This is a genomic window from Legionella oakridgensis ATCC 33761 = DSM 21215 (assembly GCF_000512355.1).
Taxonomy (GTDB): Bacteria; Pseudomonadota; Gammaproteobacteria; order Legionellales; family Legionellaceae; genus Legionella_A; species Legionella_A oakridgensis.
Genome location: NZ_CP004006.1, coordinates 1,913,154 through 1,939,530, shown reverse-complemented (window position 1 = coordinate 1,939,530; position 26,377 = coordinate 1,913,154). Strand labels below are relative to the sequence as shown.

The window sequence follows — 26,377 nt, the reverse complement described above, 5'->3', positions numbered from 1 at the left end:
AGAATAATATAATGAATCTTGCCAAACTGCTTAACTCATGGCTTCCAAACTTCACGTCGGATTGCGAAGTTTTGGGGCTGCACAATGATAGCCGTCAAATAAAACCCGGTTATTTATTCATTGCTTATCCTGGGGCGGCAGCGGATGGCCGATTATATATTCATCAGGCTGTTAAGGCCGGTGCAGTAGCGGTTGTGTATGATCCGGAATGTTTGCCTGATGCTTGTTTGCCTATGCCAGACGTACCTTGTTTACCCATTCGGGAGTTAGGAAAAAATTGGCTGCCATTGCCAATGTTTTTTATGGATATCCCTCACGAGGTCTCACGGTTACTGGAGTGACGGGTACAAATGGTAAAACAACCATTGCTTATCAATTAGCACAAGCGTATGAGCTTTTGGGTCAAGAGTCTGCTTATATTGGGACATTAGGTCAGGGGAAAATACAGAAATTAAGTTCCTTGGCAAATACCACACCCGATGGATTATGTTTGCAACAATTGCTGCACACCTATAAACACGAACATGTAAATCAGGTATGTATGGAAGTATCCTCCCATGCATTAAGCCAGAAGCGGGTAGAACAAATAGATTTTGCTCATGCTATCTATACTAATTTAAGTCATGAGCATCTTGATTATCATCGCACGCTGGAAGCTTACGCTGAGGCAAAAAGTGCATTGTTTGCCTGGCCTACTCTTAAGTCGGCTATTATCAACCAAGATGATGCTTATGCACCTTATATGATTAAAAAATTGAGTGTAAGCTGTCAAAAACTTACGTATGGATTACATCCCCAGTGTGACGTGCGCGCAATAAACTTAAAAGTCAGCAGAACAGGCAGCGAATTTGAAGTTGTTTCTCCATGGGGGCTGCATGATCTGCATATTAAGACGTTGGGGCAATTTAATATATATAATAGTCTTGCGGTGTTTGCCAGCTTGTTAGCGAATGGGTATAAGCCCGCAGAATTGGTAGCAATTATGCCTAATTTGCAGGCGGCGCCTGGGCGTATGGAAGTGATTTCTCAAGAACCATGCATTATTGTTGATTATGCGCATACACCAGATGCGTTGGACAATGTACTTTCAACGCTAAATCAATTGAAATCCGGTCGTTTAATGGTTGTCTTTGGCTGTGGTGGCGATAGGGACAAGGCCAAACGTCCTCTCATGGGACGTATTGCCAGTGAGCACGCTGACTTATCTATTATAACCAGTGATAATCCTCGTACAGAAGATCCATTGCAAATTATTGCGGAAATTAGCGAGGGATTGTTGCCATCAACGCCAGTGTTAAAAATAGCCGATCGCAAACAAGCCATTCAAAAAGCGATTAGTCTTGCCAATAAGCAAGACATTATTTTAATTGCCGGGAAGGGACATGAGTCATACCAACAAATTGGCCATGAACGATTTGATTTTTCAGATCAGAATATTGTAGGGCAGTTAATGATTAGTGATGAGGCTTACTGCGGTGAAAGATCAGTGTAGAGCTGAGATATACACAAAATTATATGCGAATTTGAACAGGTTGCTCTTTTTGTGTTGCTAGCAACGTATCATCTTCAGGGCGCTGTGCATTTATTACCTATGGTCCTTGCATAGGCCGTTGAGGGACCCATGAAGCAGCATTTTGCTGTCCATATATTTGTGATTGTATCATCGTTTTTAATTGTTTGACTTGAAGATAAGAAGCGACGGAAGTAGGTGGAAATTGTTGATTATACATTACCCGTTTATACATTCCTGGCCCACTTGCCTGCATGACTGATTGCATATAAGCTTCTTTCCAGAAATCAAGAGAATTTCCATCAGTTATTTTGTTCATAATTTTAGCTCTTAAAGCAATTAATGGGCTGCTTGCTGTTAGCGGTCCTTTCGTACTTTCTATCATTTCAACGAACTGCTTTTCATCATCGACCGTTCCCTTAATCCGCATATTATTTAAAATATTCTCTAATCCTTCACCACGATACATTTTTACTATCGCAGCTTGCAATGCCGTAATAAAATTAAGTTCCGTTGCTTTCGCCTCGGAGGCAATGATGATAACATCATTACAATAACGGCCATCATGCCTTACCATGGGAATAAGAACAGCGGCAGGGATCTCTTCATAACCATTTTCGGAAAATAAACCATCTGCAAAAGATAGGGGCACGTCAAAATCAGTATAATTCCCCTGTTTATAACAAGGGCTTAATAGGCGTATAATATCACTAGCTGCGGCAGGGTTTCCTCCATGACCTAAGTTTGCCAATTCCAATCGGGCATATCCAAATAATTCTTGCTCACTTTCATCAAGCTTTGAAATAAAATCATCTGAGTCGATGTCAAGAAACTCTATATGGCAAAAATCTTCTTGATGTAAGTCATGATAGAATGTTTGCATCTTGCGTAATTGCTTTTTTCCTTCCTCATTTAAAATAGAACTGCTAAACAATAGAGTAAATTTCTTTTTGGAATTATCTTTTCCTAATGTCAGAAGTTGTTCAGCAATGATTGGATTTATAAATTGTTGAGGATTTGTAGAAAACCAGATTTTTACCCAGTTTTCATGGTTCATCCTAAATTTTTGATCAAAAAACATTTAGCATAGTATAAAAAATAAGGGTTATTTTTAACTTAAAAAGCTCTTCTATTGTTTCCTGCATTTCATCTTGATTCGACTTGGGTAAGAAGACGATAGAATGATTTGCTCAACCAGTGATTGGTTTTTATTTTTCAATGGCAATACGATCATCAAATACAAAGCACGTTCCTTCCCAAAAAGATTCCTGTTCCGGGATGCTATCCAGGTAATTTAAAATCCCTCCATCCAGCTGATACACGTCTTGAAATCCCAGATCTTTTAGATAAGCCGTTGATTTTTCGCAACGGATACCTCCCGTGCAAAACATAGCAATTTTTTTATCTTTTTTATCCATTAAATGGGTTTTAACGTACTCAGGAAACTCACGGAAATTATCTGTATGGGGATTAATTGCATGCTTAAACGTACCCAGATTGACTTCGTAGTCATTACGTGTATCGATGACTAAGACGTTAGGATCAGAAATCAGATGATTCCAATCGTCGGGAGAAACGTGAGTTCCTGACGAGTGTAGCGGCGAAACGCCTTCAACTCCCATGGTTACAATTTCTTTACGGAATTTTATTTTGGCCTTAGCGAATGGTAAAAAATCATCGTAGGTTTCTTTAAACCATAAATCATGAAAGCGGTTATCGTTTCTTAAATAATGATATAAGTGTTCAATCTCATCTCGGGTTCCCGCAACACTGCCGTTAATGCCTTCATGAGCGAGAATAATCGTTCCCAAAAGATGGTGGGTATTCATGACGTGTAAGAGGGGTTTTTTTAATGACTCAAATTCTGTGAGTTCAACAAATTTATAAAATGAGGCAATAACGTATTTCTTCATGTTCCACCTGATATCGTATGCTTTTGTTTGATTCTGCAATTATACTGACATTGTTGATGTCAGCATAGACGGGCTCAGCATATCTTCTGTGTCGGTGATTTGCTGGCGTTGCTGTTTAATGCGGCTAAATGAATGATGTATATTATCAACCTGATACACACGCAGACCAGCAGGTGGAGCTGGCTCGCTGGCTGGCAATAATGTTTCCAAATCTTCTTTTATTTCTTCGGCAATTTGAAAATTGTCCGTGATGTTAGCGTGTTTTCTATTAATTTCATCCTCATATTGTTGTTTTAATAATTGTAATTCGTGTTTTATGTCCAATACTTCATCTATTTTGCGTGCGGTGTCGGTTTTAAAGATAGAGGATATTTTTGCGAATAGATTGGATAACCAGACAAAAAAGTCATTATGTTTGGCCACGAATGCATCAATATGCTGATCCAGCGCTTTAATATCATTAAGTTTTTGCTGATTTCGGAGCATGATGGCTCGTAATTCTTGATATTCTTTGACCATGGCCTTAAGGGTGCTGGTGGACGCATGCAATCGTTTTAGTGCAGGACTGCTCATATTTACAAGTAGGGAAAGCATTTCTTCCTTGGCAGCACGGCGTTCGGTTAAACTGGCAGTGACTGTCGTAATGCCATTTTCTATGGCTTGCAGCCGTTTATTTAAATCAAGCTGGCGTTCCCGTGATAAGGCCATGAGTTCTTCTTTAAATTGACTATCAGCCGTGGCGGGAGCGTATTGACGAACGGTTTCTTGTACAGTCTTTGGAGCCCAGGCACGAAATGCGATGATAGGCAGAAAAGCAAGCGTGCTTATACCATATTGCACACCGCTGGTAATTTTTCTCAAGGGATCGGGATGCTCGAAATTAGCTAGTCGTTCTTCCCAGCGTCTTCTCACTTCTGGCGCAGAATGTTTTATGAGATTATCATAACTGACTCTATGAGTAGTGACTAATTCTAAAGCATATTTCCTGTTTGTGGTTAGGCTTTCATTTTCTTCGAAGGCTCCTAACAATAAGCTTGCATGGCGTAATTGCTTATCGAGCTTTACTTGATTTTCTCTAAATGTTATGAGGCGAGAAAGATTGGTTTCATCTTCTGCAAGCATCTGATGTAATTGTTCAAGTTTCTCTTCCTCTGAAAGGTCTGCCTGAAAGATATCAAGATACGAACCATTAAAATGTTTTATGAGAGGACTTAGCTCTAATAAAATATCTTCTTCCTGTCTTCTCAACAGTTCTTCAAGGTTTGTGCTCACATCCGCAATTTTGTCCAGAAGTATTTGCAACGTGGCTTGCATTTCGTTGACATTAATGCCATAGCTGGTTTTAAGAATATTTTTTAAAGCATCATCGAGTGTACGGTTACGAAGTTCAGTTATTTTTAACGCTGTATACAAAGAATGGCATAAATTTTTTGCCTGAGTTTTGTTTTTGCTATTCAGGGCGAAGCGTTCCAGCCATAAGGAAATGTTGGTAGAAACGTTATCAAGTCTGGTTTTTGGGGCATTGGTTGGATCTGTATATAGATGACCCAAGTCAGTTGCTATCACCGCAAGCAAGGCTTTTTCTTCCCGACTAATTCCCCAGTTTCTGTAGTCTTCCACCGCTAATTTTGCGAAGAGAAGAGCGCCTTGTAAACGTTTTTGACCCAAAGAAATATAATCTGGTGAATTTGCACTGGCGAGTCCCTTTTGAATATCGGTAAGTTTTTTTTGTTCCGTATAATTACTGATTAAAATGGCTGCTGCTAGATAATCTTCTTCCCCGGCAATGTTTACACCACGCCAGGCCAGGAATTGTGCACGAAACCGTTCATTTTTTAAAGCATCTACCATGCCTTACCTCTGAGCCAAGTAGGTATTTGGGCTATATTATACCACAATGATTAAGATTGTGTTAATTTATGCCAATCCAAGCAGCATTTTTTTCTGAAGACTCAACTGATTACCATCATAATAGCAAAAATCGTGGCGATGTTGATGGGCTTGGCGTTGCGCCAAAAAAGCCTGCCTTTTGTCTATTGCTGATTTTAAAATATGAGTGTCGATGCTGGGGTTATATAATGAAAGAATGCAATCCTGCCAGCTGCTCTTATTGGATAACAGTGGCTTGGACGGAACAGGAATGAGCGTCGATGTGATAGGCAAGCCGTAATCATGATAAAGTTGTTGAGCGATTTTAATCACGGCTGCGCGTTTTGCTTCGATACTATGACCTGCGATGTGAGGGGTGCAGAGTGTTGCAAAATTAATAATTTCAGGATTAATATCAGGTTCTGCAAGATAGACGTCTGTGCAATAAATGATTGATTTTTGCGTGGTGAGCAGGGCTTGTTCGTTAACAATGCCGCCTCGTGCCGCATTAATAATAGCCATGCCTGATGATATCGCAGAGAAAAAGTCCTCATCCAGCAGATTTTTGCTGGGATAAGGCAGGGAGTTATGTAGGTTGGCGTGAATGCAAAGTAAATCACAGGATAGTAATTCTGCTTTTGAAATGCATTGCAATTGAGGATCAAGCATGGTTTTTGGCGGATCGTAGAGCAATACCTCAAACCCTGCTGCTGCCAGGCGCTTTATGACTCGCTTTCCTACTTCTCCAACACCAATGATGCCTGCTTTGTTGCCTTTAAGCAGCCTATGTTGCTGCAAAAAGGCAAGGGAAGCTGTTACATAGTCAGCAACGGCATTGGCATTGCATCCTTTGGCATCTAACAAGCGGATGTTCCGTTTTTTTAAATAGTCTAAGTCAATATGATCAGTGCCGCTGGTTGCTGTCGCAACACAATGAATGGTGCTATTGCTTAAAAGTGTTTCATTAACCTGAATGGTAGAACGACAAAGCAAAATATCCTGGTGCGTGACTAAATCAAACAATTCTTGTTGATTTTTATAAGTGGCCAGTGTGAAAGGCTCTGTAAACCATTGGTGTAAATTAGGTAATGCAGCGTCGGCCAAAATTTTCATAAATTAAACAAATACTTGATAAAATAAAGAGACCAAATAAGCAGAGGGTTAAGCAGCCAGCCTAGTATACCTGTGATAAGTAATATGAGCATAATTAAAAATCCAAAGCGCTCCAGTCGTAAATAGACTGCGGCTTGGGCAGGACTTAGTACGCAGGCTACAATTCGACTGCCATCCAGCGGTGGCACAGGAAGTAGATTGAAAAAAGCCAGGATTAGGTTGATGATGATTCCGGCCTGAGAGGCAAGCATTAGAAACAGTGCACTTAAGGAAAATTGAGGATTAAGCATCCATGCCAATTTAAAACAAGCTGCCCAGAAGAATGCCATGATTAAATTGGTGATTGGTCCTGCAAGAGATACAAAGATCATATCACGCCTTGGGTTGCGTAATTGGTCCCAGTCAATTGGCACTGGTTTGGCCCAGCCAAAAACAAAATTAAATTTTGTTAAAATGCCAACAAAGAGTGGAACTAATATGGTCCCTACTAAATCGATATGATGCAGAGGGTTAATGCTTAATCGTCCAAGCTTTTTGGCGGTGGTATCGCCAAATCGACTTGCCACCCAGGCATGAGCTGCTTCGTGGAGGGTAATGGCGAGCAAGACAGGAATTGCCCAGACAGCAATTTTTTGAATCAAGGTTAATGTTGGCATGTAGGTCTCATGATGATTTCTGAACAAACGGACAAAGAACGGCTGCTTTATGCTCATTTTAGGATATGCGACCATTTAATACTAGAATTTCATGTCCAGTTTTAATAGGATGCGATTTTAATTCTTATGAGACCGCAAGTTGACAAGAATCAATCCCTATCTATTGCTTGGTTTATTTTCTTTATTATTGTTTTTACCTGGGATTTCAAATTTACCGGTTGTTGAGCGTGATGAGGCGCATTTTTCCCAAGCAACCCGACAAATGATACAGACTGGTGAGTATTTTCAGATTCGTTTCCAGGATAAAACTCGATTTCAAAAACCACCTGGAATCAATTGGTTGCAAGCGGTTTTTGTGCAGTTATTCAGTGATGGAGAGCGTTCAAGCATTTGGCCTTATCGTATTCCTTCGGTGATTGGTGCTTTATTATCGGTATGGTTTGCCTTTTTTTTCTCGCGTCGCTTTGTAAATGAACGAACGGCATTATTGGCGTCTGCATTTCTTGCTTCATCACTATTGCTTGTGGTTGAGACGCATATGGCGGTTATTGATGCTTCTTTATTGTCTTCGGTCGTGTTAATGCAGGGCGCTTTATGGATAATTTATTCAAAAGGATTAAATCATAAAGCCGTACATTGGGGTTGGGCATTGATTTTTTGGATGGCCATGGCTTATGGATTTGTCTTAAAAGGTGTAACCCCTTTGGTTGGTGTCTTATCGGTTGCCACCCTCTGTCTGCTTGAACGGCGATTGGACTGGTTGCGGGAGTTGCGTATTTTCTGTGGTTTACTGTTGTTTCTTATATTAAGTCTTGCATGGCTTTTCCTCGTGAATGCGGCAGAGCACAGTAACTATCTCTTGCAAATGGTGCACAAGGATTTATTGCCCAAATTACAGGGAGGGCATGAGTCTCATGGTAAACCACCATTGTTTCATTTGGCTATTTTACCGCTAACATTTTGGCCTGCGTCTTTGTTTTTATGGCAAGGAGTTGTCTATGCATACAAGCAAAGGCAGCAAAAAATCGTACGATTCTTAATAGCCTGGATTCTACCGACCTGGATTTTTTCGAAATCATGCCAACCAAATTGCCGCAGTATGTTTTGCCGACGTTTCCGGCTATCGCCTTACTGTTGGCACTGGCTATTGAGCAGAGGTCAGAAAAGCCTGGAAAATGGTTGCATACACTGCAATTTTTATGGGGATTATTGACCATAGGGCTGGCAGCTGGCTTATTAATATTGCCTTATCTTTTGTTAGGGTACTTTACCACGTCGGCCATTGCCTTATTTATAGGGGTTGGAGGATTAGGGGTTGTTTGTGTTCGTTTTGCCTGGAAAGGCGCTTATTCTAAAGCAAGTTTTTTTGTGTTATTAACGGCATTAATTACTTTTCCATTAACATTTTCCATGCTATTACCGCAATTAAAACCGTTGTGGATTTCTTACAATGTGGCGCAATTGATAAACAGGGATAATATTTCTGAGGAAAATCCTTTGCTGGTGGTTGGGTTTTCTGAGCCTGGACTTGTGTTTTATTTAAATACCAAGCACGTCCTATTCACGGATGGAGAGACAGCCTTGGCCAACATGAAACGTAATAAAAATTCTGTTTTATTAATCAGTGAACATGATATGGTTCCCATTGCAGAACAGATGCCTTTTACTATTCTTGGGTATGTCAATGGGTATAATTACAGCAAAGGGAAGTGGATTAAGCTTATATTGATAAAAAAGAATTCAGATTGAAGTTATCCATGCCTGATGAGGAGAATCTATTTTATGAAGCCATTTGATCGATTATTGTCAACATTGACAAAGCCATGGGTTGCGGCAGCTTACTGGGGATTTATTATTTTGTCCTTTTTATATTTTGATCAACCCACCGCATTTTTTTTCTATGATCTTGATCTTACGGCTCATTGGCCATTTTTAAAATGGATTACCAATATAGGATTGGGCGGTATTTATTTTATATCTCTTTTTATACTGGCCTTGGTGTTTCGTTATGTTTATCGTCAACCTCATTGGGAAGCCCAGGCTTGGTTTCTGTGGTTGTGTGTGGTTATTCCCAGCGTGATTTGTCTTTTAATAAAAGCCGCGCTTGGTCGAGCCCGTCCTGAATTGTTGTTTTATGATGGATTATATGGTTTCTACGGTTTGAAAACACACGCTTCCTTTTGGTCTTTCCCTTCTGGACACAGTACCACGATTATGGCACTGGTGTATGGTTTGAGCATTTTATTTCCTCGCTATGGGTATGCATTTATTGCAAGTGGTTTGACGGTAGCTATCTCTAGGATTTTATTGACCAATCATTATTTAAGTGACGTCTTGGCTGCCAGTTATCTTGCTCTTGTGGAAGTGGGATTATTGCTTTGCTGGTTGCGGCATAGAAATGTTTTAATCCATTTACCAGCGTTGATAAAAAATCGTTAAATGCTTGCATTAATGACGATGAAATACCTGTCGCCTAAAATCTCGCATTTTCAATGATAATGAGTATATAATGTATAAATTTTTAGCGATGTTAGGTATTAAAGGATGTCAGTTGATTTTCCCGTTGAATTATCTATTGTTATTCCGGTTTATAACGAAACAGACAATGTGGAACGCTTGTATAATGAAATAGCGAGTGTTTTGTCTGCCACTGGGTATCGATTTGAAGTTATTTTTGTTGATGATGGAAGCACAGACGGTACCAGAGAACGTTTGCGAGCTTTGGCAAAAACTCAAGAACATTTACGCTTGCTTTGTCATAAAAATAATTATGGGCAAAGTGCGGCATTATTAACGGGTGCGCGTGCCGCTCGTTATCGATTATTGGTGACTATGGATGGGGATGGTCAAAATGATCCTGCTGATATTCCGCGTCTCATTGAACAGTTGCCGGACACTCACAGTGTTGTGTTAGGCAACCGCCAGAAACGCGATGACAATTATTTACGCAAGCTTTCCTCACGAATTGGTAATGGCATCCGGCGCTGGTTGCTTAATGATGAGTGTCCTGACACGGGCTGCAGTTTGAAGGTTTTTCCACGCGAGACGTTTTTAAGTTTACCTCATTTTAATCATATGCATCGGTTTTTACCGGCTTTGTTTAAACGTGCCGGATTTAAATTAATTAATGTTAAAGTCAATCATCGTCCGCGTTGCCATGGAGTATCAAAATATGGAGTCATGAATCGCTTATTTGTTGGGATACATGATTTAATTGGCATGCGATGGTTATTGAAGCGCCCATGTACTCCGGAGGTATGTGATCATGAATGTTGAATATATTTGGCTTGGTATAGGTCTTTTGGGACAAGCTGTTTTTTCTGCTCGCTTTATCGTGCAATGGCTCGTGAGTGAAAAAGAAAAGCGAAGTGTGATACCTGTTGCATTTTGGTACTTAAGTCTTTTGGGTGGTATTACCTTATTGACGTATTCTATTTATAAACGTGATCCAGTCTTTATTTTGGGACAGTCAACGGGTGTTTTTATTTACTCTCGTAATTTACTGCTCATACAAAGGGAACGATTGGCAAGACATGAGAAATTGCGTGAGGCATAATTTTATACATGTACGATCCTGATGGGCGAAATTATTTTATATAAATCATATAGGAACAAGGATGCGCGCTGCCGTTAAAACATTATTGGGGTTATTTCTTCTTCTCAATGCGTCGCTTGTTTTCACGGATTCTCAATCAAATTATTGGTTTGAGAAAGAGAAGGAAGAGGTTCAAATTAATGTGGACTTGTTTTTGACGTCAACTTGCCCGCATTGTCAGAAGGCCAATGAATTTTTTCGCAACATGGAAAAGAACAATCCTTGGCTTGCTGTTCATCGCTATTTCATCAATCAGGATAAAAACGCACTGACGTTGTTTCATGAACGTTTGCAGCAACAAAATTCAAATGATTTTTCGGTTCCAGCCTTTTTTTTCTGCGATTCACGCTGGGCAGGGTTTGCTGAAGCGGAAACGTCCGGAAAAACATTAATGCACGCGCTGAATTACTGTCGTAAACATATTCAGCAGGATGGCCAGTTAACCCCGCGTACGGTGAATGTGTTGCGAGAATGGGGGGCTGCCAACCAATTTAATCTTAATAAAAATATGATACAGTCAGCAGCGCAGTTTATTCCAATGGCTGCCTTCATGGATGCCATCACTCCTTGTGCTGTTTTTAGTCTGGCAGCATTTCTTGCTTTTTTGTGGTTATATCCAAGATATCAGTCGCAACTTGCCACAGGTTGTATTTTTATTGTTTCGTTGGTTGTTATTCATTGGATAAGACAAGTCAATGCCATATATTATTATCAGGTGATACCATGGATGAGAGGGCCTGCGGTGATCGTAGGTTTTTTATTGCTGCTGTATATTGTGTATTTTTATCGTAAATTGCGTTTTAATGATGAAACTCGGCCTGCAAGATTACATTATGTATCTGTTTTTCTAACGGCTATTCTGGTGCAAATTTATCAACAAACGTGCGCGTTAAATGTAGCATTGATATTTGAGCAATGGTTGTCAAGCCAAACGCTCACCATGGCAGGGCGACTCTTTTACTATCTCGTGTATCATCTATTTTATGCATTGCCCTTAGTGTTGTTTCTTGCGTTCTATATTTTTTTAAGTCGGTCTGGGCGTCTGGCTTCTCTTTATCATAAGCTCAGCGTTGCCGCCTGTCTTATTTTATTGATGATTGCCGGGTTATTGGTTATTTATCCAACGTTATTAGCCAGCCTTTCTTTATCCAGTATGGTTCTTGTAATTTCTCTGCTGGGTGGGTGGATCATCGTGCGTTTGCAACAACGATATGGACGCTGAAATTTTTCCAGCCTTAATAAATGAGCTTGATCCCAAGAGTTTGATTTGGGAACATAGGCCATCGAATCAACAGGTATCAGCATGAGTAAACTAACGGATATCCCAATTGTTATTGAAAGCGGCCAGAAATATAAAACAAAACAAGGCATCGTGGCTATTAAGGATGGGGTCAAGACTGCCGACTTGCCCTATGAGCGTTTGCCAAAACCCAAATGGCTGCGGATCGTTAACCAAACAACGCCAGCCTATAATCAAGTAAAAGAACGTGTTAAAGAGCATCGATTGGCCACTGTTTGTGAAGAAGCAAAATGTCCAAACATCGCTGAATGTTGGTCTCATGGAACAGCGACCATTATGCTGATGGGGGATGTCTGTACACGAGCTTGCCGTTTTTGTGCAGTAGATACCGGTAATCCTCATGGCTGGCTTGATCAAAAAGAGCCTGAAAATACTGCACGAACGGTCTCTTTAATGAATTTGGATTATGTGGTTTTAACTTCTGTAAATCGTGATGATTTGCCCGATGGTGGGGCAAAACATTACGCTGAATCCATCCGTGCCATTAAGCATCGTTGTCCACACACTAAAGTTGAGGCATTGACGCCAGATTTTCAGGGAAAATTGGATGATGTTGCTGTGCTATTAGATAGCGGAGTGGATGTGTTTGCTCAAAATGTTGAAACGGTTGAGCGTTTAACCCACCCCGTACGAGATAATCGTGCGGGATATTGGCAAACCATAAACGTTCTTTCCTATGCCAAACAATATCGTCCAGATGTTTTAACCAAAACTAGCCTAATGCTTGGCTTGGGTGAAACCGATGAAGAAATCATTCAAACGATGGATGATTTGCGTGCTCATCAGGTTGATATATTAACATTAGGGCAATATTTGCAACCGACCAAAAATCATTTACCAGTCGCGCGCTACGTAACGCCAGAACAATTTTCTGCATTGCGTGATATTGGTTTGCAAAAAGGGTTTTTTGAAGTGGCGTCAGGTCCATTTGTTCGTTCTAGTTATCGAGCCGACCGAGTTTTTAAACGAGATAATCTGGGACTTTAATAAGTATTCAGATAAAACAATGGCTTTCGTTATTAGACCTCTTGCGGTCTATTTTTTGCCAGCACAACATCGATGATATGGGTATCCCGATAAGGGAAAGTAAAAATTTTACTAAATAAACGCTTTAACCGCTGAAGCAAAAAGTTTTTTGGTAATATCCGAATCGATAAGCTGTTTAAAAACCAAGTGCCCTCTATTCCAAACAATACCAACTCATCAATATTATTTATTTCAATAGGAATGCGAATTCGTTGATGGTTCACAATTTGAAACTGATGTTGGGTCAATGCGTGCAGTAATTCATCTTCACCAGCAGCAACCGTCGTATTTTTGACGATGGCTTTATAATAATGGCCAACGATGCGGCTAAGTATGGACTCTCTGGAAACAAAATCCGCTAATTGCTGTTGTGCGACTGGAAAAGATTCATAGGTGGTCGTAATTAATGAGAAATGTCCATTTGCACGGGTGAGGAGCTTGGCTTGATTAAATAATTTATTAATGGGTATGTAGGCGTTTATAAAATGGGCAAGCACCAAGTCTTGACTATGATGGGGCAGATAATGGCTAGCTTCCGTAGCGCTGGTTTCAATGGTGGTTAATTCAAGTGCTGCACGGGCTTGCTTCAGCATGGCGGGTGAGATGTCGATGCCCGTAAATTCAGCCATTGGCATGTAATGTTTAAGCTGTTTTAGAAAAGCGCCATTTCCTACTCCAAGATCAAGGACCTTGTAATGGGGTTTGATTCCTAAATGAGCCTTGGTTATTTGTGCAATGGCGCATTTATGACTTTCACTGATGGCGCCAAAGCGGTTGGCAGTGGAATAGCGGCTAGCAATGCTGTTATACATGACCTTAAGGGGCATGCAATGTTCCTTTTTTTACGCGTCTGGGAAGTATATCGTCAAATTTACAGTTTTGCAGTAATTATGAATGACATTTGAAGTTTATGAGAGCAATCATTCATGTTGATTGGGTTGATTTTAAATGTTAATGACAGTAAACGTTGGGTGGTAAAAAATAATGCAACTATGTTGGAAAATGTAATTTAACCCATTAGAAAATATATATTTTTTAATGGAAATGCGGAAATGAATTTTGTCTTAAATTTGACTAATTTCCATAGGCTTGTTAGTATCCTGCCAGCTTTTAGAGCGAGTTGTTCACCATGATAAAGTGGAGAGCATAGCCGCAGGATTATGCGCCTATGCATTGCGCGGTAAATCAGGCAGAGTTTATAATGTCGCCGTAGGTGTTGTAATGTCCATTTGGAATTTTCAGTGTTGATTAAGCATACGTTTGTTGTCTGGTGAATTAAAGAAAACTGTCGAATGGATAAAAAATATGGATACTATCAAGCGTTGCATGAACATCCATGCTCGCTATGTTCCTGAAATAAAAAATAATTTTGAGGAATATTATGCAGTTCATTGACTTGAAAGCACAATCAGATCGGATTGAAGAGCGACTGCTGCACCGTTTTAAAACGGTGTTAAATCATGGCTCTTACATCATGGGGCCGGAAATTGTTGAGCTTGAGAACGCATTAGCTCGATTTGTCGGTGTGAAACATGCCTTGGCAGTTGCCAGTGGAACGGATGCTTTGCTCATTGCTTTAATGGCCTTGGGAATTAAGGCCGGTGATGAAGTGATCACCACGCCATTTAGCTTTTTTGCTACAGCCGAAGTCATTGCGCTTTTGGGAGCAAAACCTGTATTTGTCGATATTGATAAAGAAACCTACAACATCAATGTTGCCAGCATCGAAGCCGCCATCAATGAGAAAACCAAAGCCATTATGCCTGTTAGTTTATACGGTCAATGTGCCGATTTCGATGAAATTAATACCATTGCGAAACGGTACAATCTTCCCGTTATTGAAGACGCAGCCCAAAGTTTTGGTGCAACTTACAAAGGGCAGCCGTCCTGCGGATTAACAACCATTGGCTGCACCAGTTTCTTTCCTTCTAAGCCTTTAGGATGCTATGGCGATGGCGGTGCTTGTTTTACTAACGACAGTGAATTGGCACAGCGGATGAATGAAATTCGTACTCATGGGCAATCCAAACGGTATTATCATACCCGTTTGGGTATTAATGGGCGTCTGGATACTATTCAAGCTGCAATCTTGCTAGAGAAATTGGAAATTTTTCCTGAAGAAATTCAGCTTCGGCAAAAAGTCGCACAGCAATACCAACGGTTATTGCCAACGGCCATCAAAAAGCCATTGACTAAGAGTCATAATCTTAGTGTCTATGCTCAGTATACGGTAGAAGTCGCTAACCGTGACCAGGTGCAACAAGCATTGCATGAAAAAGGAATTCCTACCGCGGTTCATTATCCACTGGGCTTGCATGAGCAACCTATTTTCAAAGAGCTTTATCCGGAAAAACAATCATTTCCTAATACGGAAGCTGCAGCAAGACGGGTGATGAGCATTCCAATGCATCCTTACTTAACGTTGGAAGATCAAAAGCAAATTTGTGAAGCGTTGCAAGAAGTATTAAGCAAGGAAATGGCAATTGCCTAAGATATGATTAAGTTTGTCTGAAGGATCAGGAACAAAGCTGGATGCTCATTGAAACATGAGACAAGGCTTATTATTTTTCTCTGCAAGAGAAACTTTAACAAGCCTTGTAAGTGGTTAAAATTGAAATAAATAATAATTGATAAATCATGGACAAGGTGTAGCAATGATGTTGAATAACCTCGTGGCAAGAATAAACAATAAAGAAGCGATCATTGGCATTGTCGGCTTGGGATATGTGGGATTACCATTGATGTTGCGATTTGCCGAAGTAGGTTATCGCGTTATTGGCATCGATGTGGACGAGCGCAAAAATGAACAATTAAATCAGGGGCGATCCTATATTCAGCATATTTCCTCCGAGCAGATAGCTAAAGTCAAAAGCCGTATTCACGCAACATCGGATTTTTCTAAGAGTGCCGAAGCCGATGCCATCATTTTATGCGTACCCACACCGCTTGATAAGTATCGCGAACCGGATTTAAGTTATGTTTTGGAAACCACAGAGGCTTTAGTACCGTATTTGCGTGCCGGGCAAGTTATTTCATTAGAAAGCACCACCTACCCAGGCACCACCGAAGAAGAGTTGAAACCTCGAATAGAAAGCACTGGCTTACAGATTGGTAAAGATGTATTTTTAGTTTACTCCCCGGAAAGGGAAGATCCAGGTAATCTGCATTTTACAACGGCAACGATTCCAAAAGTATGTGGTGGCGATACGGAACATTGTTCCAAGGCCGGCCAGGTTCTTTACTCAGCGGTTATTGATAAAGTGGTTTGTGTCTCTTCAACAAAAGTGGCTGAAATGACCAAACTGCTTGAGAACATTCATCGTTCGGTCAATATTGGCCTAGTCAATGAAATGAAAGTACTTGCGGACAAGATGGGTATTGATATCCATGAAGTGATTGATGCCGCTGCAACCAAACCATTTGGTTTTGTTCCCTATTATCCTGGGCCTGGAATTGGCGGTCATTGCATTCCTATTGATCCATTTTATCTTACCTGGAAGGCGCGTGAATACGGGTTGCATACTCGGTTTATTGAACTGGCAGGAGAAATTAATAGCAGTATGCCGACATGGGTGGTCAATAAAGTTGCTGATTCCTTGAACCTAAAAGAACGAGCAATAAAAAACAGTAAGATATTGGTCTTAGGCATTGCTTATAAACGAGACGTTGACGACATGCGGGAATCTCCTTCCATAGAAATTATGGAACTGTTACAGGCCAAGGGAGCAACCGTTTCCTATTCTGATCCACACGTACCTGTTTTTCCTGCCATGCGCGCCCACCATTTTGATTTGCATAGCGTTGCATTGAGCGAAACAGTCATCAGTCAGTATGATTGTGTGGTGTTAGCAACTGCTCATCGTGCTTTTGATTATGCGATGATTGCTCGACATGCCAAATTGATTATTGATACGCGCGGTGCCTTTAAGCAGTTTAAACAGGATAATATTGTGAGTGCCTAAATGATGAATAAAGCTCCTTGGTTCATACAAGATCGTAAAATCAATATTGCTCTGGTTGGCTGTGGCCGAATTTCAAAAAACCATTTGCAGGCTATTCAGCAGCATCAAGACCGCTTAACCTTAACTGCAGTGTGTGATACTCGAGAGGAAGCCATGCTGGCAGCAAGTCAGGAGTATGGGGTTGACGGTTATAATAATATTGATGATTTGTTAAGGCATTGCAATGCAGACATCGTTTCTCTTTGCACTCCCAGCGGAATACATCCCCTGCAGGCCATCAAAATAGCCGAATCTGGTCGCCATGTCATTACGGAAAAACCCATGGCAACTCGCTGGCAGGATGGTTTGCGAATGGTACGTGCCTGTGATGAAGCGGGTGTTCGTCTGTTTGTCGTTAAACAAAACCGATTGAATGCAACCTTGCAATTGCTTAAGAATGCCATTGTGCAAGAGCGATTCGGTAAAATATACATGGTCAATATCAATGTGTTTTGGACAAGGCCGCAAGATTATTACGATCAAGGTGGCGGCTGGCGTGGCACTTGGGAATTAGATGGTGGTTCATTTATGAATCAGGCAAGCCATTATATTGATTTGATTCACTGGTTATTGGGTCCCGTTCAATCCGTGCAAGCCATGATGGGAACGTTGGCAAGAAAAATCCAAGCCGAAGATTCAGGCGTCATGAATATCCGTTGGCGGAATGGAGCCATGGGATCCGTTAACGTAACGATGCTGACTTATCCTAAAAATCTGGAAGGCTCTATTACGATTCTTGGTGAAAAAGGCACGGTCCGTATTGGTGGCCTTGCCGTGAATGAAATACAACACTGGGAATTTGCAGATAAACAGCCAGAAGATGAACAAATAAAAGCAGCAAGCTACCAGACAACGTCGGTGTATGGATTTGGTCATCCATTGTATTATGACAACGTCATTAACAGCCTTCAAGGAACGGCTGAGCCATTGGTTGATGGACGGGAAGGATTGACTTCATTGGAGTTACTGATTGCTGCTTATCGAGCAGCCCGTGATAATCACACCGTGCATTTGCCATTGGAGTTGTAATGACCATTTATCAAGCGCATGAAACGGCTATTATTGATGAAGGAGCGCAGATCGGTGCCGGTACGCGTATTTGGCACTGGGTGCACATCAGCGGTGGTGCAAAAATCGGGGAACGTTGTAGTCTTGGTCAAAATGTATATGTTGGCAATCGAGTCACCATAGGTCATAACGTCAAGATTCAAAATAACGTCTCTGTTTACGATAATGTCACGTTGCAAGATGATGTTTTTTGTGGCCCCAGTATGGTATTTACCAATGTTTATAATCCACGTTCTGCGGTATCCCGAAAAGATGAGTATCGTAATACGTTGGTTAAGCGAGGTGTAACACTCGGGGCCAATTGTACCATTGTTTGTGGAGTTACTATCGGTGAATATGCATTTATTGGTGCAGGGGCAGTTGTTAACCGGGATGTTCCTGCTTATGCGCTGATGGTGGGTGTCCCGGCTCGACAAATAGGCTGGATGAGTGAATTTGGTGAGCAGCTGGATTTACCATTGCAAGGAATAGCTGAAACAGTGTGTAGGCATACTGGGGTTAAATACAAGTTAAATCATCAGCAAGTCATACGTGAAAATTAGTTGTTTTGAGTGGCTGTAACTTTGCCTCTATTGGCTAAAAATAAAAGAGAGGTTATAGGAAATGTAGTTGCCTGCTCCATGAGCGGGAGCAGAAAATCTGGATAAGGAGGGCATGGAGGTTTGAGAAAAAATATGCCTATTTGCGTAATATGTAGTAGTTTATGAATTGTTTTATTTTATTTTTAAATTTATTATTTATTTCATCTAATTTTTTTGATTATGTATGAAAGATAATAAAAAATAGTTAATCAGTACGAATACCCGGATTTTCTCGCTTCCGCTCTTGCTATTCATGGCTCTGTAACGCCTAAAGTATTAAAGCAAGTTTTAGTTACGACTCTTTACGCATGCTTTATATCGTTGTTAAGTTTATTTATCCCTTGGCTTGCTATTCCAATAAGTCCCTTTGAGTATGCAGGGCTTGTCATGGGCTTGATTTTGGTTTTTCGTATTAATGCTGGTTATGATCGATGGTGGGAGGCACGAAAGCTTTGGGGTAGTGTAGTCAATAGCAGTCGAAATTTAGCCATAATAACTGCTAATTATGTGTCATCAACGGAAAAACAATCTATACAGCATCTGATGGGATATATTGCAGCCATTCCTTATTTAATGAAAAATAATTTACGAATGGATGAGTCAATTAAAGAGGTAGAACATTTGATTGACCCAGTGACCTTTCAAGAGCTACCAAACATCATTCATAAACCTAATTTCATATCTAATAAAGTTGCAGGCTTACTTTCTTTACTGGTAAAAGAAATAAAATTAATGAATTTTCGTTCTTAAAAGCAGAAGAATGTCGTGAAATCGTAATAGATTGTCAGGGAGCTTGCGAACGTATACTAAAAACTCCAATGCCTTTTGTCATGGCAATTAAGTCGCGGCGTTTTATTTTATTATTTTTATTAATTCTTCCCATCGCTCTTGTCGATTATTCTATTTATATAAACCCTTTAGTGACGGCACTTGTTGCTTATGCACTGTTTTCTTTGGATCAAATTGGGGTAGAGCTACAAAATCCGTTCTCACCTGAAAAGCTTAGCCATTTGCCATTAGGAGATATTTGCCGAGGTATAGAGACGAATGTGATGGAAATTTATAAAAGTAATGGTAAAAATGAGTCTGAATTGCCTTCATGATAAAGTTTAAAACATTAGGGGCTTGTTGACAATTCACCTACTGCGTACGTGCCGCGGCTTGTTCCTGAGAGATTCTCACAAAATTTAACCATAGTGTTGGATCTCCAGTTGTGCTTGGGCGAGGCACAGATAAAGCATCATTAATGTTTTCAAATCCTTTTGAGTAATTAACCTTTTTCTAAAATAATTCCAATGAGATGTCTTAAGTCTTTAGTACTTAAATTGGTGCATACTCGTGATGCATTGTAATTGTTGAAGCTCTTCTTAATACGATTAAAAAATCTTTTTAAGGTAAATGGTTGTAAAAACCAAGCAGCAACGCATTCTGGAAACATCCATTTATATAACAAGTTTTTTCATAATCGGTTTTTTCATTAAAAGATTTATTTAATACAAATAAATCAATCATGGTTTGCGGAAGATTCATCCCTGCTTCAACAATTAACCGTGTTGTTCCCCATATTTTAGGGTTAATTTCGAGCAAATAGTACTCGTTTTTAGCTGTTTTAATGAAATCAAACAATGCAGGTCCATTCCATTGGAGTTCGCGAATAAGGTTTTTTGCATAGCCCATCATTTCGGGTTCATGAGTAGTAAGATTGATAATTCCACCGCCTCCAAAATCGCGAAGGGTCATGACTCTTTGTTGACTCAGCATCATGGCTGGATTTCCCTGGTAAGCACATAAGGCAACGTCATGCAACGTACCTTGTATCACTTCCTGAATAATGTAAGGTTCATGAATATCAGATCCAGGATCGATGTATCCAGTTAATTTATCAATGGAAGCTTTAAATTCATCAATAGAGTTAAAGAAAAGAACGCCATAGGAAGCATAAGAAATTCGAGGTTTTGCAATAATTGGGAATGTTAATTGCTTGATTTCTTCCAGAGTTTCTGGGGTATTTGTAAATAATATAGTTTTAGGAACCGGGATGCCTATTTTTTTGCATAATTTATAAGTCTCCCATTTGTCAGTTAACTGACTGAATGTTTCATAATTCTCCACAAGAATACTGGTTTTAACATGTTCTTGTAAGTCTTTTTTAAAATAGGAAAGATAGTTAGTAGCCGTGGTTCCTGTTGGAAAAATGGCATCAATGTTATGCTCATTGCAAATTTTAATTAAGTCTTGAAAAAATTGGTTCTTGTCTTCTGACGGATTAGCATATTCTTCTATTTGGGAGATGCGTTTGCTATAAAATAGATTTTTTGCATCCATTTTCGATAACCTTTGCTGCGATTAACGCCCCCAACAATAGTATAACTGGGATCTAGACTATTAATGACAGCCAAGGCATTACGGCTAAAACAGTTTAAAATTAAAATTTTCATGATGTCCTTTTAAAAACTCCAAAATAATTAATGGTTACTCAACTAAATATAATTTTGGCATCGCATTAATTATCTTCAGTGCTTCATCACAATCAAACCCAATGATGCGTGCATATTCTAATATTGATTCATAACGCGGCTGGTTTTCCGTTTTTGCCATGTTTAATGCTTCTTCCCTTGAAATGAGTCCTTCTCGGATTTGGTTGCTGCGAAACGTATCAATTTCGGAAAAACCTGCGGCAGTGTAATAAATGTAGTTGTAAAAAGCAGCAGTACCATCTCCAATTCGCCAGCTTGAATTTGTATCTGTAGCAAATTCCCAATTGTACTCGTCTTTTAAGGTGTTATTGATAAGATTTTCATCCCATTCCAAGTAATTAAATAACTGAATATAATTGGTTCTGTCTACAAAAAAGAATCATATACACCGGCTAATGTATCCAGCAAAGAGCTGTTTAAATATGACCAGTTAGTCATGTATTCTTTTAAATAATAAGATATTATTTTTAGCTTATCTTTGGCTGATATTTCGTAATACCATTTGCCTGCCTCGTTAACGCCGCAGAAGCCAGTCTTAAAATTGGTTTTCTCCATTTGATTACGACAATAAAATACAAGCTCTGTGTTTGTCCGTTTTCTCAGTTCACCAGGATAAGAGATGTATTGCTTATCACCCGCCATAAAGATGGGCACCGTTCCTAAAGAAGGTTTTTTAGCCATGCATGAATATTTTTTCGGATGTGATTACGTTTTTTCTTAATATCCGCAGAAATTAAAATATGTTCTATGCCTAGTTTTCCACACATTCTTGCTTGATTGCGTCGAGCTAAATCCGTCACCATGCCCCAATCATAAGTAAAAGCGATCGGCTTCATTTTTAAAATATTGGTAAGATAGTGAAGACCATAAGAGCTGTCGCGACCGCCACTGAACGCTAGTATGCAGTCAGGCGCGCCATTTTTTTTCCGGAAGGATTCAACACGCTCTAATAGTTTTTCTTCACCCTCGCGATGAACAGGGCGATAATTTTCGCAATAATTACAGATGCCTTGTTCGTTAAAACGTATAAAAGGCATGGTCTCGGGTAAAATGCAACGTTGGCATCTGCGTAGATTATCGCGTGCTTCCTCAGCCTTATTAGAGTGATCTTTAATATGGAGTTTTTTAATATAAGCCGATGTTTGGAACGTTGGTTGTTCGATGTTTTGGGCAAATTTAAAATGTCGTAGTTTGAAATCATGGATATTAAGTAAATAGCCTTCAAACGGTTTAATTTGTATAACATCTGCGTTTAATTTACCCTGAAGAAATTTTTTAGCTTGCTCTAAGATATAGGATTCTGAAGCAAACAATAAAATGTGATGTTTTTCATCAAAACAAATATAAAATGACCCTGTATTTGTGCTGAGGAGTAAATAATCTTCATCATTAAAAAAAGCCGCAAAAGAGGCGGCACCTTCTATTTCACCAAAAACATCCTGCACTGCAGCAAAGAGATTTTTCTTTTGATGATAGAATTTATTCGTTAACGCTAGTAAAACTTCGGAATCCACGTCACTATTGCGTTTAAGATCAGCATGTTTTTGCCATAATTCATCGACATTGACAATAATACCGTTATGAATTCCTACAAGACCGCTGTTTGTAACCGGTTGATTATTATTATTGTTTGCTTGAATACCATTGGTAACCAGCCTGGAATGCGCGATGAGGGCAAATGATTTTTCCAATTGATCGTTTTTGGAAACTTGAGACAGCAATTGACTCATGAGTTTGCGGTATTCAGCTGATTTAATCAGTTGGCTGGCAGAAATAGCTTGTTTATAAATCTGAATATCTTCCAAACGGACTGCAAGGCCAGAAGCTTCTTTCCCTCTGGACTCAGATAATTTAAACATTTTACGGATAAGGCTATCTAACAAACTGGTACTGAACTTAGAGTTTTGATCGGCTACAATTCCAAATATTCCGCACATAGTTGCTTACTCATATGATTTGATTGTGTATTAACAAGAAAAAGCTTGATTCTGTTTATTTAATTCACTGAAGCATGCACACAGTAACGCATTTATTTCCATTAAGGGCATCGTGAAGTCCAGATAAAAGCTGTTACACTAACATTGAAGTTAAAATTTTTACTCTTAATATCTCATGTCTGGATCAAGATAAAATTTAAACTCCAGCAAATTATTGGAAGGGTCTTTAAGAAAAAAAGTATAGTGTTCTTCTTTTTGACCCGGAAATCTTACAAACAATTCTTGAAAAAAAGGTGCTTTGTTCATGCGTGCTTTGTTGAGTAGATCATCAAACTTTGTTTTATCAACAAACGTTACACCAAAATGGCGTGGATACATTTTAGGCTGAACATCAATGTCTTCGGGTGCTAAGTGACAAACTAACTGATCACCAAAAAATTAACGGTGATGCGATCGTGATAACGCCGGGCCAGCTTACACCCTAATTTATTTATATAAAAATCTTGTGCTTCATCCAGATTGGAGCAGGGTATGGCCAGATGAAAAACCTGTATTGGATCTCTCATATAAGGTACTCCTTAATCATTCGGGTTGACCAGCGTATCGGAACGTAAACCAAGTCGTAAGGTTTCAAGCGCGATGACATCATCAAAAGCAATATTGGCCAGATTAACTTCATGACCAATATGTTTAATAAAATAAGTTTGCAAATCTTTATTAGGTGCTTCAAAAATAAGGGAATTTAAATCAATGCCAGAATGAATAATTTCCTCAATCAAGCCATAACGTAATTCACCATTGCTGCGACAAATACCGCTGGCTCCAGATTCTCTGGCTTCAGTAATGACCCGAGAAGCACCTGCATTTAAGTCTTCATTTATAAATTCAATCCATTTAGCTGGATGAAGCTCTTGTGAACGGATTTGATCTTTATACCCAACTTCACTGAATACTTCAAACTCAGATGCAAAGTCCGCTATAAACATGGCTTTTTCATGGTTATCCATGTCAATGGTGCCATTAGATATTTCAACTAACGTACATCCTAAGGCTTTTGCATAGCTTATGAAATCATCAATTTTTTCTGTAAATAAGCTTTTTCAAAAAACGTACCACCCAGAAATACTTCGATGTTATTTTGTCTGGCTGTTTCTATTTTTTTAGTAATATCTTTAGTGATATAAGCAGTGCCCCATCCAAATTTTACGTAGTCTATTAAATGGCCGTGGCTGTTTAATACGTCTGTAAAATAAGCAAGTGGGTATCCATTATCAATTAGGACAGTAAGCCCCTGTTTTCTTGGTTTATTTTGCCTTGAGGGTAGTTTTAAAAAGCTGTCCATTTTATCTCCGACTATGCGACTAAATGTTCTTGATAAATTAATTCAATCAATTGATTATTCAAAACTTGCACCTGATTCATCATTTTAAGATTTCCAAATCTGACAAACGATATCACTCCTCTTGTCCAGCTGCCATGGGAAAATATTAATAATTGTTCAAGGTGCTGATATTTTTCTAAGAATGCCCGTATACGCAATTCAAAATGGTGAATGGATTCACCCAGAACTAATTCTCTTGGATCATCGAACCATGGTTGTCCAAGTTCTTTTATTAATAATTCGCGTGGCTGTCCCTCAAATTTCCCAAAATTTAATTCATTAATCAGTGGTTCAACGAAAAAATTGGAAAATCCATATTCTAAGGCTGTCTCTTGAGTTCGACGCAGAGAGCTGGTTAACACGAGATCAAAAGAATTCACTTTCTCGTGAAGCATTTTTTTTTGTTGTTGGATGAGGTCAGTTACCTCTGGAGCTACCGGTAAAATGTTTAAATCATGAGTACCTTGTAAAATACCTTTTTTATTCCAGTCCGTTTGTAAATGTCGAATAATATATAAATGCATATGCTTATTGTTTCTTAAAGATTTTTATTTGGTAATATGTTATTAATCATTAACACACGCTTGGAATAAATCTTTATCCTGATGTTTTTGCAAGGTAGAATTATGCCACAATAGCGTAAAATTACCATGATAAAATTTGCACACCTGTTGCAATTTTTTTATTTCTTTATAAGCGTCTTCATGATTAAGATTCATATATCCTAAAAGTGATGCTTCCATGACCACTAAAGGGCGCTCAATGACTGCAAGTTGTTTACCGGTTGCCAAATCATAGAGATAATAATCAAAACAAGTTCCTGCTCGAAATCCTGTTTGTTCTGCATATCCTACGGTCGAGTCATGATTAATCGAAGCTTGATGAAGAATCGAAGCGGTACTTTGAGGATCCCATCTTAGATAGTGTTGACGATTCCCCCAATAATTTTGAGTGATGCCATAGCTATCACAAGTTTTTTTTAACCATTCTATTTCTTGGTGAACTATTTTTTCTGACTGATAAGAATAATAACTTCCATGCAAACCAATTTGATGTCCACGGTGATGTATCGTTTTCAGTAATTCTATGAGAAAAGGATGAGTCAGGCTGTAGTCGGCGTTCATACGATTGGTATGTTCAACCATAAAATAAAATGTCGCAGAAATGCCTTGCTTTTCAGCAATATCCATTAAAAAAGAAAACGTATTGAATGGATCACTTAAAGCTTTTTTGCGAACCTTGACCATATAAAAATTATATGGTTGCTGTAAGGCTTGCATGTATTGTTTATTCAATGTTAATTTGGCCATTTCTTTGGTGCAATTTTTCCAGCTTGCAAATGCATATCGAAACGGAATATCAACATCATGGGTTAATCGCAATTGATAGCGGTGTTGTTTTCTTTCCAAGTCTGGCCATAAGTGCTTCATGCAGGCCCAAAGGATTTCCAGATATTCATTAACAAGTGGGCGATGAACGTATTGATTTTGATAAGCATGAGACGCTTCAAAAGGGAAACGCCCATGAATATCACGTTCTTTTTTTACAAACTCTTCATAGCCTGTCAGTAGAAAAAATGAAGAACCAAACACATCTAGATTCAAATGGATCGCTTTGTCGGTGATAAGAAAAAACGTTCCATTTAAATCGTTTTTTCCATAAATGACAGGAAGCTTAGTATCGAGAATAAAGACGTTTAATGGAAAATCTTTGATATCCCAAATGGATGCTTTATTTCGGGGTAATGAGTGCTCGGTGAGCCAATGAACGGGCTTCGTCGAAAATAGCGTATCTTGAATATGCAATGTTTTATGGTTGCAGGTGAGTGTTATTCCCGAGGAATCGTGAGTATTTAATATATAATTGATTCCTAAAAACTGATGTAAAAGAGTATGTAAAATGTATTCTCTTTCTGCACGATAATTTTGGGGAATATTGACCGTAATCATG

Annotated in this window: 24 protein-coding genes and 3 pseudogenes; 13 read left to right on the top strand and 14 right to left on the bottom strand. The window is 39.3% G+C overall.

Annotated elements, in window-relative coordinates; genetic code table 11:
• Positions 1 to 11 precede the first annotated feature (11 nt).
• Positions 12 to 1,492 (top strand): annotated as a pseudogene (locus LOA_RS09490) (UDP-N-acetylmuramoyl-L-alanyl-D-glutamate--2,6-diaminopimelate ligase).
• Between the two features lie 97 nt (positions 1,493 to 1,589).
• On the opposite strand, the gene LOA_RS09485 reads toward LOA_RS09490, so the two are convergent.
• The 5 genes from LOA_RS09485 to LOA_RS09465 all read right to left on the bottom strand — a co-directional run bounded on the left by LOA_RS09485 (position 1,590) and on the right by LOA_RS09465 (position 7,061).
• Positions 1,590 to 2,567, bottom strand: coding sequence for a glycosyltransferase family 88 protein (locus tag LOA_RS09485; protein WP_158423044.1), 978 nt, complete (start codon positions 2,565 to 2,567; stop codon positions 1,590 to 1,592).
• A 151-nt stretch (positions 2,568 to 2,718) separates the two neighbouring features.
• The gene (gene trhO, locus LOA_RS09480) at positions 2,719 to 3,423 is read right to left on the bottom strand and encodes an oxygen-dependent tRNA uridine(34) hydroxylase TrhO (protein ID WP_025386128.1); all 705 of its coding nucleotides are present in this window, start codon (positions 3,421 to 3,423) and stop codon (positions 2,719 to 2,721) included.
• Positions 3,424 to 3,462: 39 nt separating this feature from the next.
• The gene (locus tag LOA_RS09475) at positions 3,463 to 5,274 is read right to left on the bottom strand and encodes a hypothetical protein (RefSeq protein ID WP_025386127.1); all 1,812 of its coding nucleotides are present in this window, start codon (positions 5,272 to 5,274) and stop codon (positions 3,463 to 3,465) included.
• 66 nt (positions 5,275 to 5,340) lie between these two features.
• Complete coding sequence (locus LOA_RS09470; RefSeq protein WP_025386126.1) at positions 5,341 to 6,405, bottom strand: 4-phosphoerythronate dehydrogenase; 1,065 nt, start codon at positions 6,403 to 6,405, stop codon at positions 5,341 to 5,343.
• Complete coding sequence (locus tag LOA_RS09465; protein WP_025386125.1) at positions 6,402 to 7,061, bottom strand: site-2 protease family protein; 660 nt, start codon at positions 7,059 to 7,061, stop codon at positions 6,402 to 6,404. Before LOA_RS09465 ends, LOA_RS09470 begins: the two co-directional genes overlap by 4 nt.
• A 139-nt stretch (positions 7,062 to 7,200) precedes the next feature.
• Here LOA_RS09465 and LOA_RS09460 point away from each other — a divergent pair, with 139 nt between their 5' ends.
• The 7 genes from LOA_RS09460 (at position 7,201) to lipA (ending at position 12,943) form a co-directional block, all read left to right on the top strand.
• Positions 7,201 to 8,274, top strand: coding sequence for an ArnT family glycosyltransferase (locus LOA_RS09460; protein ID WP_025386124.1), 1,074 nt, complete (start codon positions 7,201 to 7,203; stop codon positions 8,272 to 8,274).
• Complete coding sequence (locus tag LOA_RS14730) at positions 8,241 to 8,810, top strand: hypothetical protein (protein ID WP_025386123.1); 570 nt, start codon at positions 8,241 to 8,243, stop codon at positions 8,808 to 8,810. The genes LOA_RS09460 and LOA_RS14730 overlap by 34 nt, the downstream gene beginning before the upstream one ends.
• A gap of 33 nt (positions 8,811 to 8,843) precedes the next feature.
• Positions 8,844 to 9,500, top strand: coding sequence for a phosphatase PAP2 family protein (locus tag LOA_RS09450; RefSeq protein ID WP_025386122.1), 657 nt, complete (start codon positions 8,844 to 8,846; stop codon positions 9,498 to 9,500).
• Positions 9,501 to 9,605: 105 nt separating this feature from the next.
• On the top strand, positions 9,606 to 10,337 hold the full coding sequence (locus LOA_RS09445; RefSeq protein WP_025386121.1) for a glycosyltransferase family 2 protein: 732 nt from the start codon (positions 9,606 to 9,608) through the stop codon (positions 10,335 to 10,337).
• Positions 10,327 to 10,617, top strand: coding sequence for a lipid-A-disaccharide synthase N-terminal domain-containing protein (locus tag LOA_RS09440; protein ID WP_025386120.1), 291 nt, complete (start codon positions 10,327 to 10,329; stop codon positions 10,615 to 10,617). The genes LOA_RS09445 and LOA_RS09440 overlap by 11 nt, the downstream gene beginning before the upstream one ends.
• 61 nt (positions 10,618 to 10,678) lie before the next feature.
• Complete coding sequence (locus LOA_RS09435) at positions 10,679 to 11,878, top strand: thioredoxin domain-containing protein (RefSeq protein ID WP_025386119.1); 1,200 nt, start codon at positions 10,679 to 10,681, stop codon at positions 11,876 to 11,878.
• An 81-nt stretch (positions 11,879 to 11,959) separates the two neighbouring features.
• Positions 11,960 to 12,943 (top strand): lipoyl synthase, encoded by a 984-nt coding sequence (lipA, locus tag LOA_RS09430; RefSeq protein WP_025386118.1) that lies wholly within the window; start codon positions 11,960 to 11,962, stop codon positions 12,941 to 12,943.
• Positions 12,944 to 12,975: 32 nt separating this feature from the next.
• Here lipA and LOA_RS09425 read toward each other — a convergent pair whose 3' ends face one another.
• Complete coding sequence (locus tag LOA_RS09425; protein WP_025386117.1) at positions 12,976 to 13,809, bottom strand: class I SAM-dependent methyltransferase; 834 nt, start codon at positions 13,807 to 13,809, stop codon at positions 12,976 to 12,978.
• Between the two features lie 554 nt (positions 13,810 to 14,363).
• On the opposite strand from LOA_RS09425, the gene LOA_RS09420 reads away from it, so the two are divergent.
• From LOA_RS09420 to LOA_RS16345, 5 genes and pseudogenes are all read left to right on the top strand, one after another.
• Positions 14,364 to 15,473, top strand: coding sequence for a DegT/DnrJ/EryC1/StrS family aminotransferase (locus tag LOA_RS09420; RefSeq protein WP_025386116.1), 1,110 nt, complete (start codon positions 14,364 to 14,366; stop codon positions 15,471 to 15,473).
• Between the two features lie 163 nt (positions 15,474 to 15,636).
• A complete protein-coding gene (locus LOA_RS09415; protein ID WP_202814059.1) occupies positions 15,637 to 16,944 on the top strand; it encodes a nucleotide sugar dehydrogenase in 1,308 nt (435 codons plus the stop codon).
• Positions 16,945 to 18,012 carry a Gfo/Idh/MocA family protein gene (locus LOA_RS09410; RefSeq protein WP_272946929.1) on the top strand — a complete coding sequence of 356 codons (1,068 nt, stop codon included), beginning with the start codon at positions 16,945 to 16,947 and terminating at the stop codon, positions 18,010 to 18,012.
• Positions 18,012 to 18,593 (top strand): acyltransferase, encoded by a 582-nt coding sequence (locus tag LOA_RS09405; protein WP_025386113.1) that lies wholly within the window; start codon positions 18,012 to 18,014, stop codon positions 18,591 to 18,593. Before LOA_RS09410 ends, LOA_RS09405 begins: the two co-directional genes overlap by 1 nt.
• Before the next feature lie 240 nt (positions 18,594 to 18,833).
• A pseudogene (locus tag LOA_RS16345) lies at positions 18,834 to 19,735 on the top strand (bestrophin family protein).
• Positions 19,736 to 20,021: 286 nt separating this feature from the next.
• Here LOA_RS16345 and LOA_RS09395 read toward each other — a convergent pair.
• The 8 genes and pseudogenes from LOA_RS09395 to LOA_RS09370 form a co-directional block, all read right to left on the bottom strand.
• Positions 20,022 to 20,957 carry an ATP-grasp domain-containing protein gene (locus tag LOA_RS09395; RefSeq protein ID WP_025386112.1) on the bottom strand — a complete coding sequence of 312 codons (936 nt, stop codon included), beginning with the start codon at positions 20,955 to 20,957 and terminating at the stop codon, positions 20,022 to 20,024.
• A gap of 147 nt (positions 20,958 to 21,104) precedes the next feature.
• Positions 21,105 to 21,443: a hypothetical protein gene (locus tag LOA_RS13835; protein ID WP_052335935.1), complete on the bottom strand. Its 339-nt coding sequence runs from the start codon at positions 21,441 to 21,443 to the stop codon at positions 21,105 to 21,107.
• Between the two features lie 32 nt (positions 21,444 to 21,475).
• Positions 21,476 to 21,790, bottom strand: a complete 315-nt coding sequence (locus tag LOA_RS13830; protein ID WP_052335934.1) for a hypothetical protein — start codon at positions 21,788 to 21,790, stop codon at positions 21,476 to 21,478.
• Positions 21,769 to 23,046 (bottom strand): hypothetical protein, encoded by a 1,278-nt coding sequence (locus tag LOA_RS09390; protein ID WP_052335933.1) that lies wholly within the window; start codon positions 23,044 to 23,046, stop codon positions 21,769 to 21,771. The genes LOA_RS13830 and LOA_RS09390 overlap by 22 nt, the downstream gene beginning before the upstream one ends.
• Before the next feature lie 419 nt (positions 23,047 to 23,465).
• Positions 23,466 to 23,612: a VOC family protein gene (locus LOA_RS14920; RefSeq protein WP_202961879.1), complete on the bottom strand. Its 147-nt coding sequence runs from the start codon at positions 23,610 to 23,612 to the stop codon at positions 23,466 to 23,468.
• Between the two features lie 12 nt (positions 23,613 to 23,624).
• Positions 23,625 to 24,388: pseudogene (locus tag LOA_RS09380) on the bottom strand (phosphosulfolactate synthase).
• 11 nt (positions 24,389 to 24,399) lie between these two features.
• Positions 24,400 to 24,951 carry a histidine phosphatase family protein gene (locus LOA_RS09375; RefSeq protein WP_025386111.1) on the bottom strand — a complete coding sequence of 184 codons (552 nt, stop codon included), beginning with the start codon at positions 24,949 to 24,951 and terminating at the stop codon, positions 24,400 to 24,402.
• Between the two features lie 42 nt (positions 24,952 to 24,993).
• Positions 24,994 to 26,376, bottom strand: a complete 1,383-nt coding sequence (locus LOA_RS09370; protein WP_025386110.1) for a polysaccharide deacetylase family protein — start codon at positions 26,374 to 26,376, stop codon at positions 24,994 to 24,996.
• Between the last annotated feature and the right edge of the window lies 1 nt (position 26,377).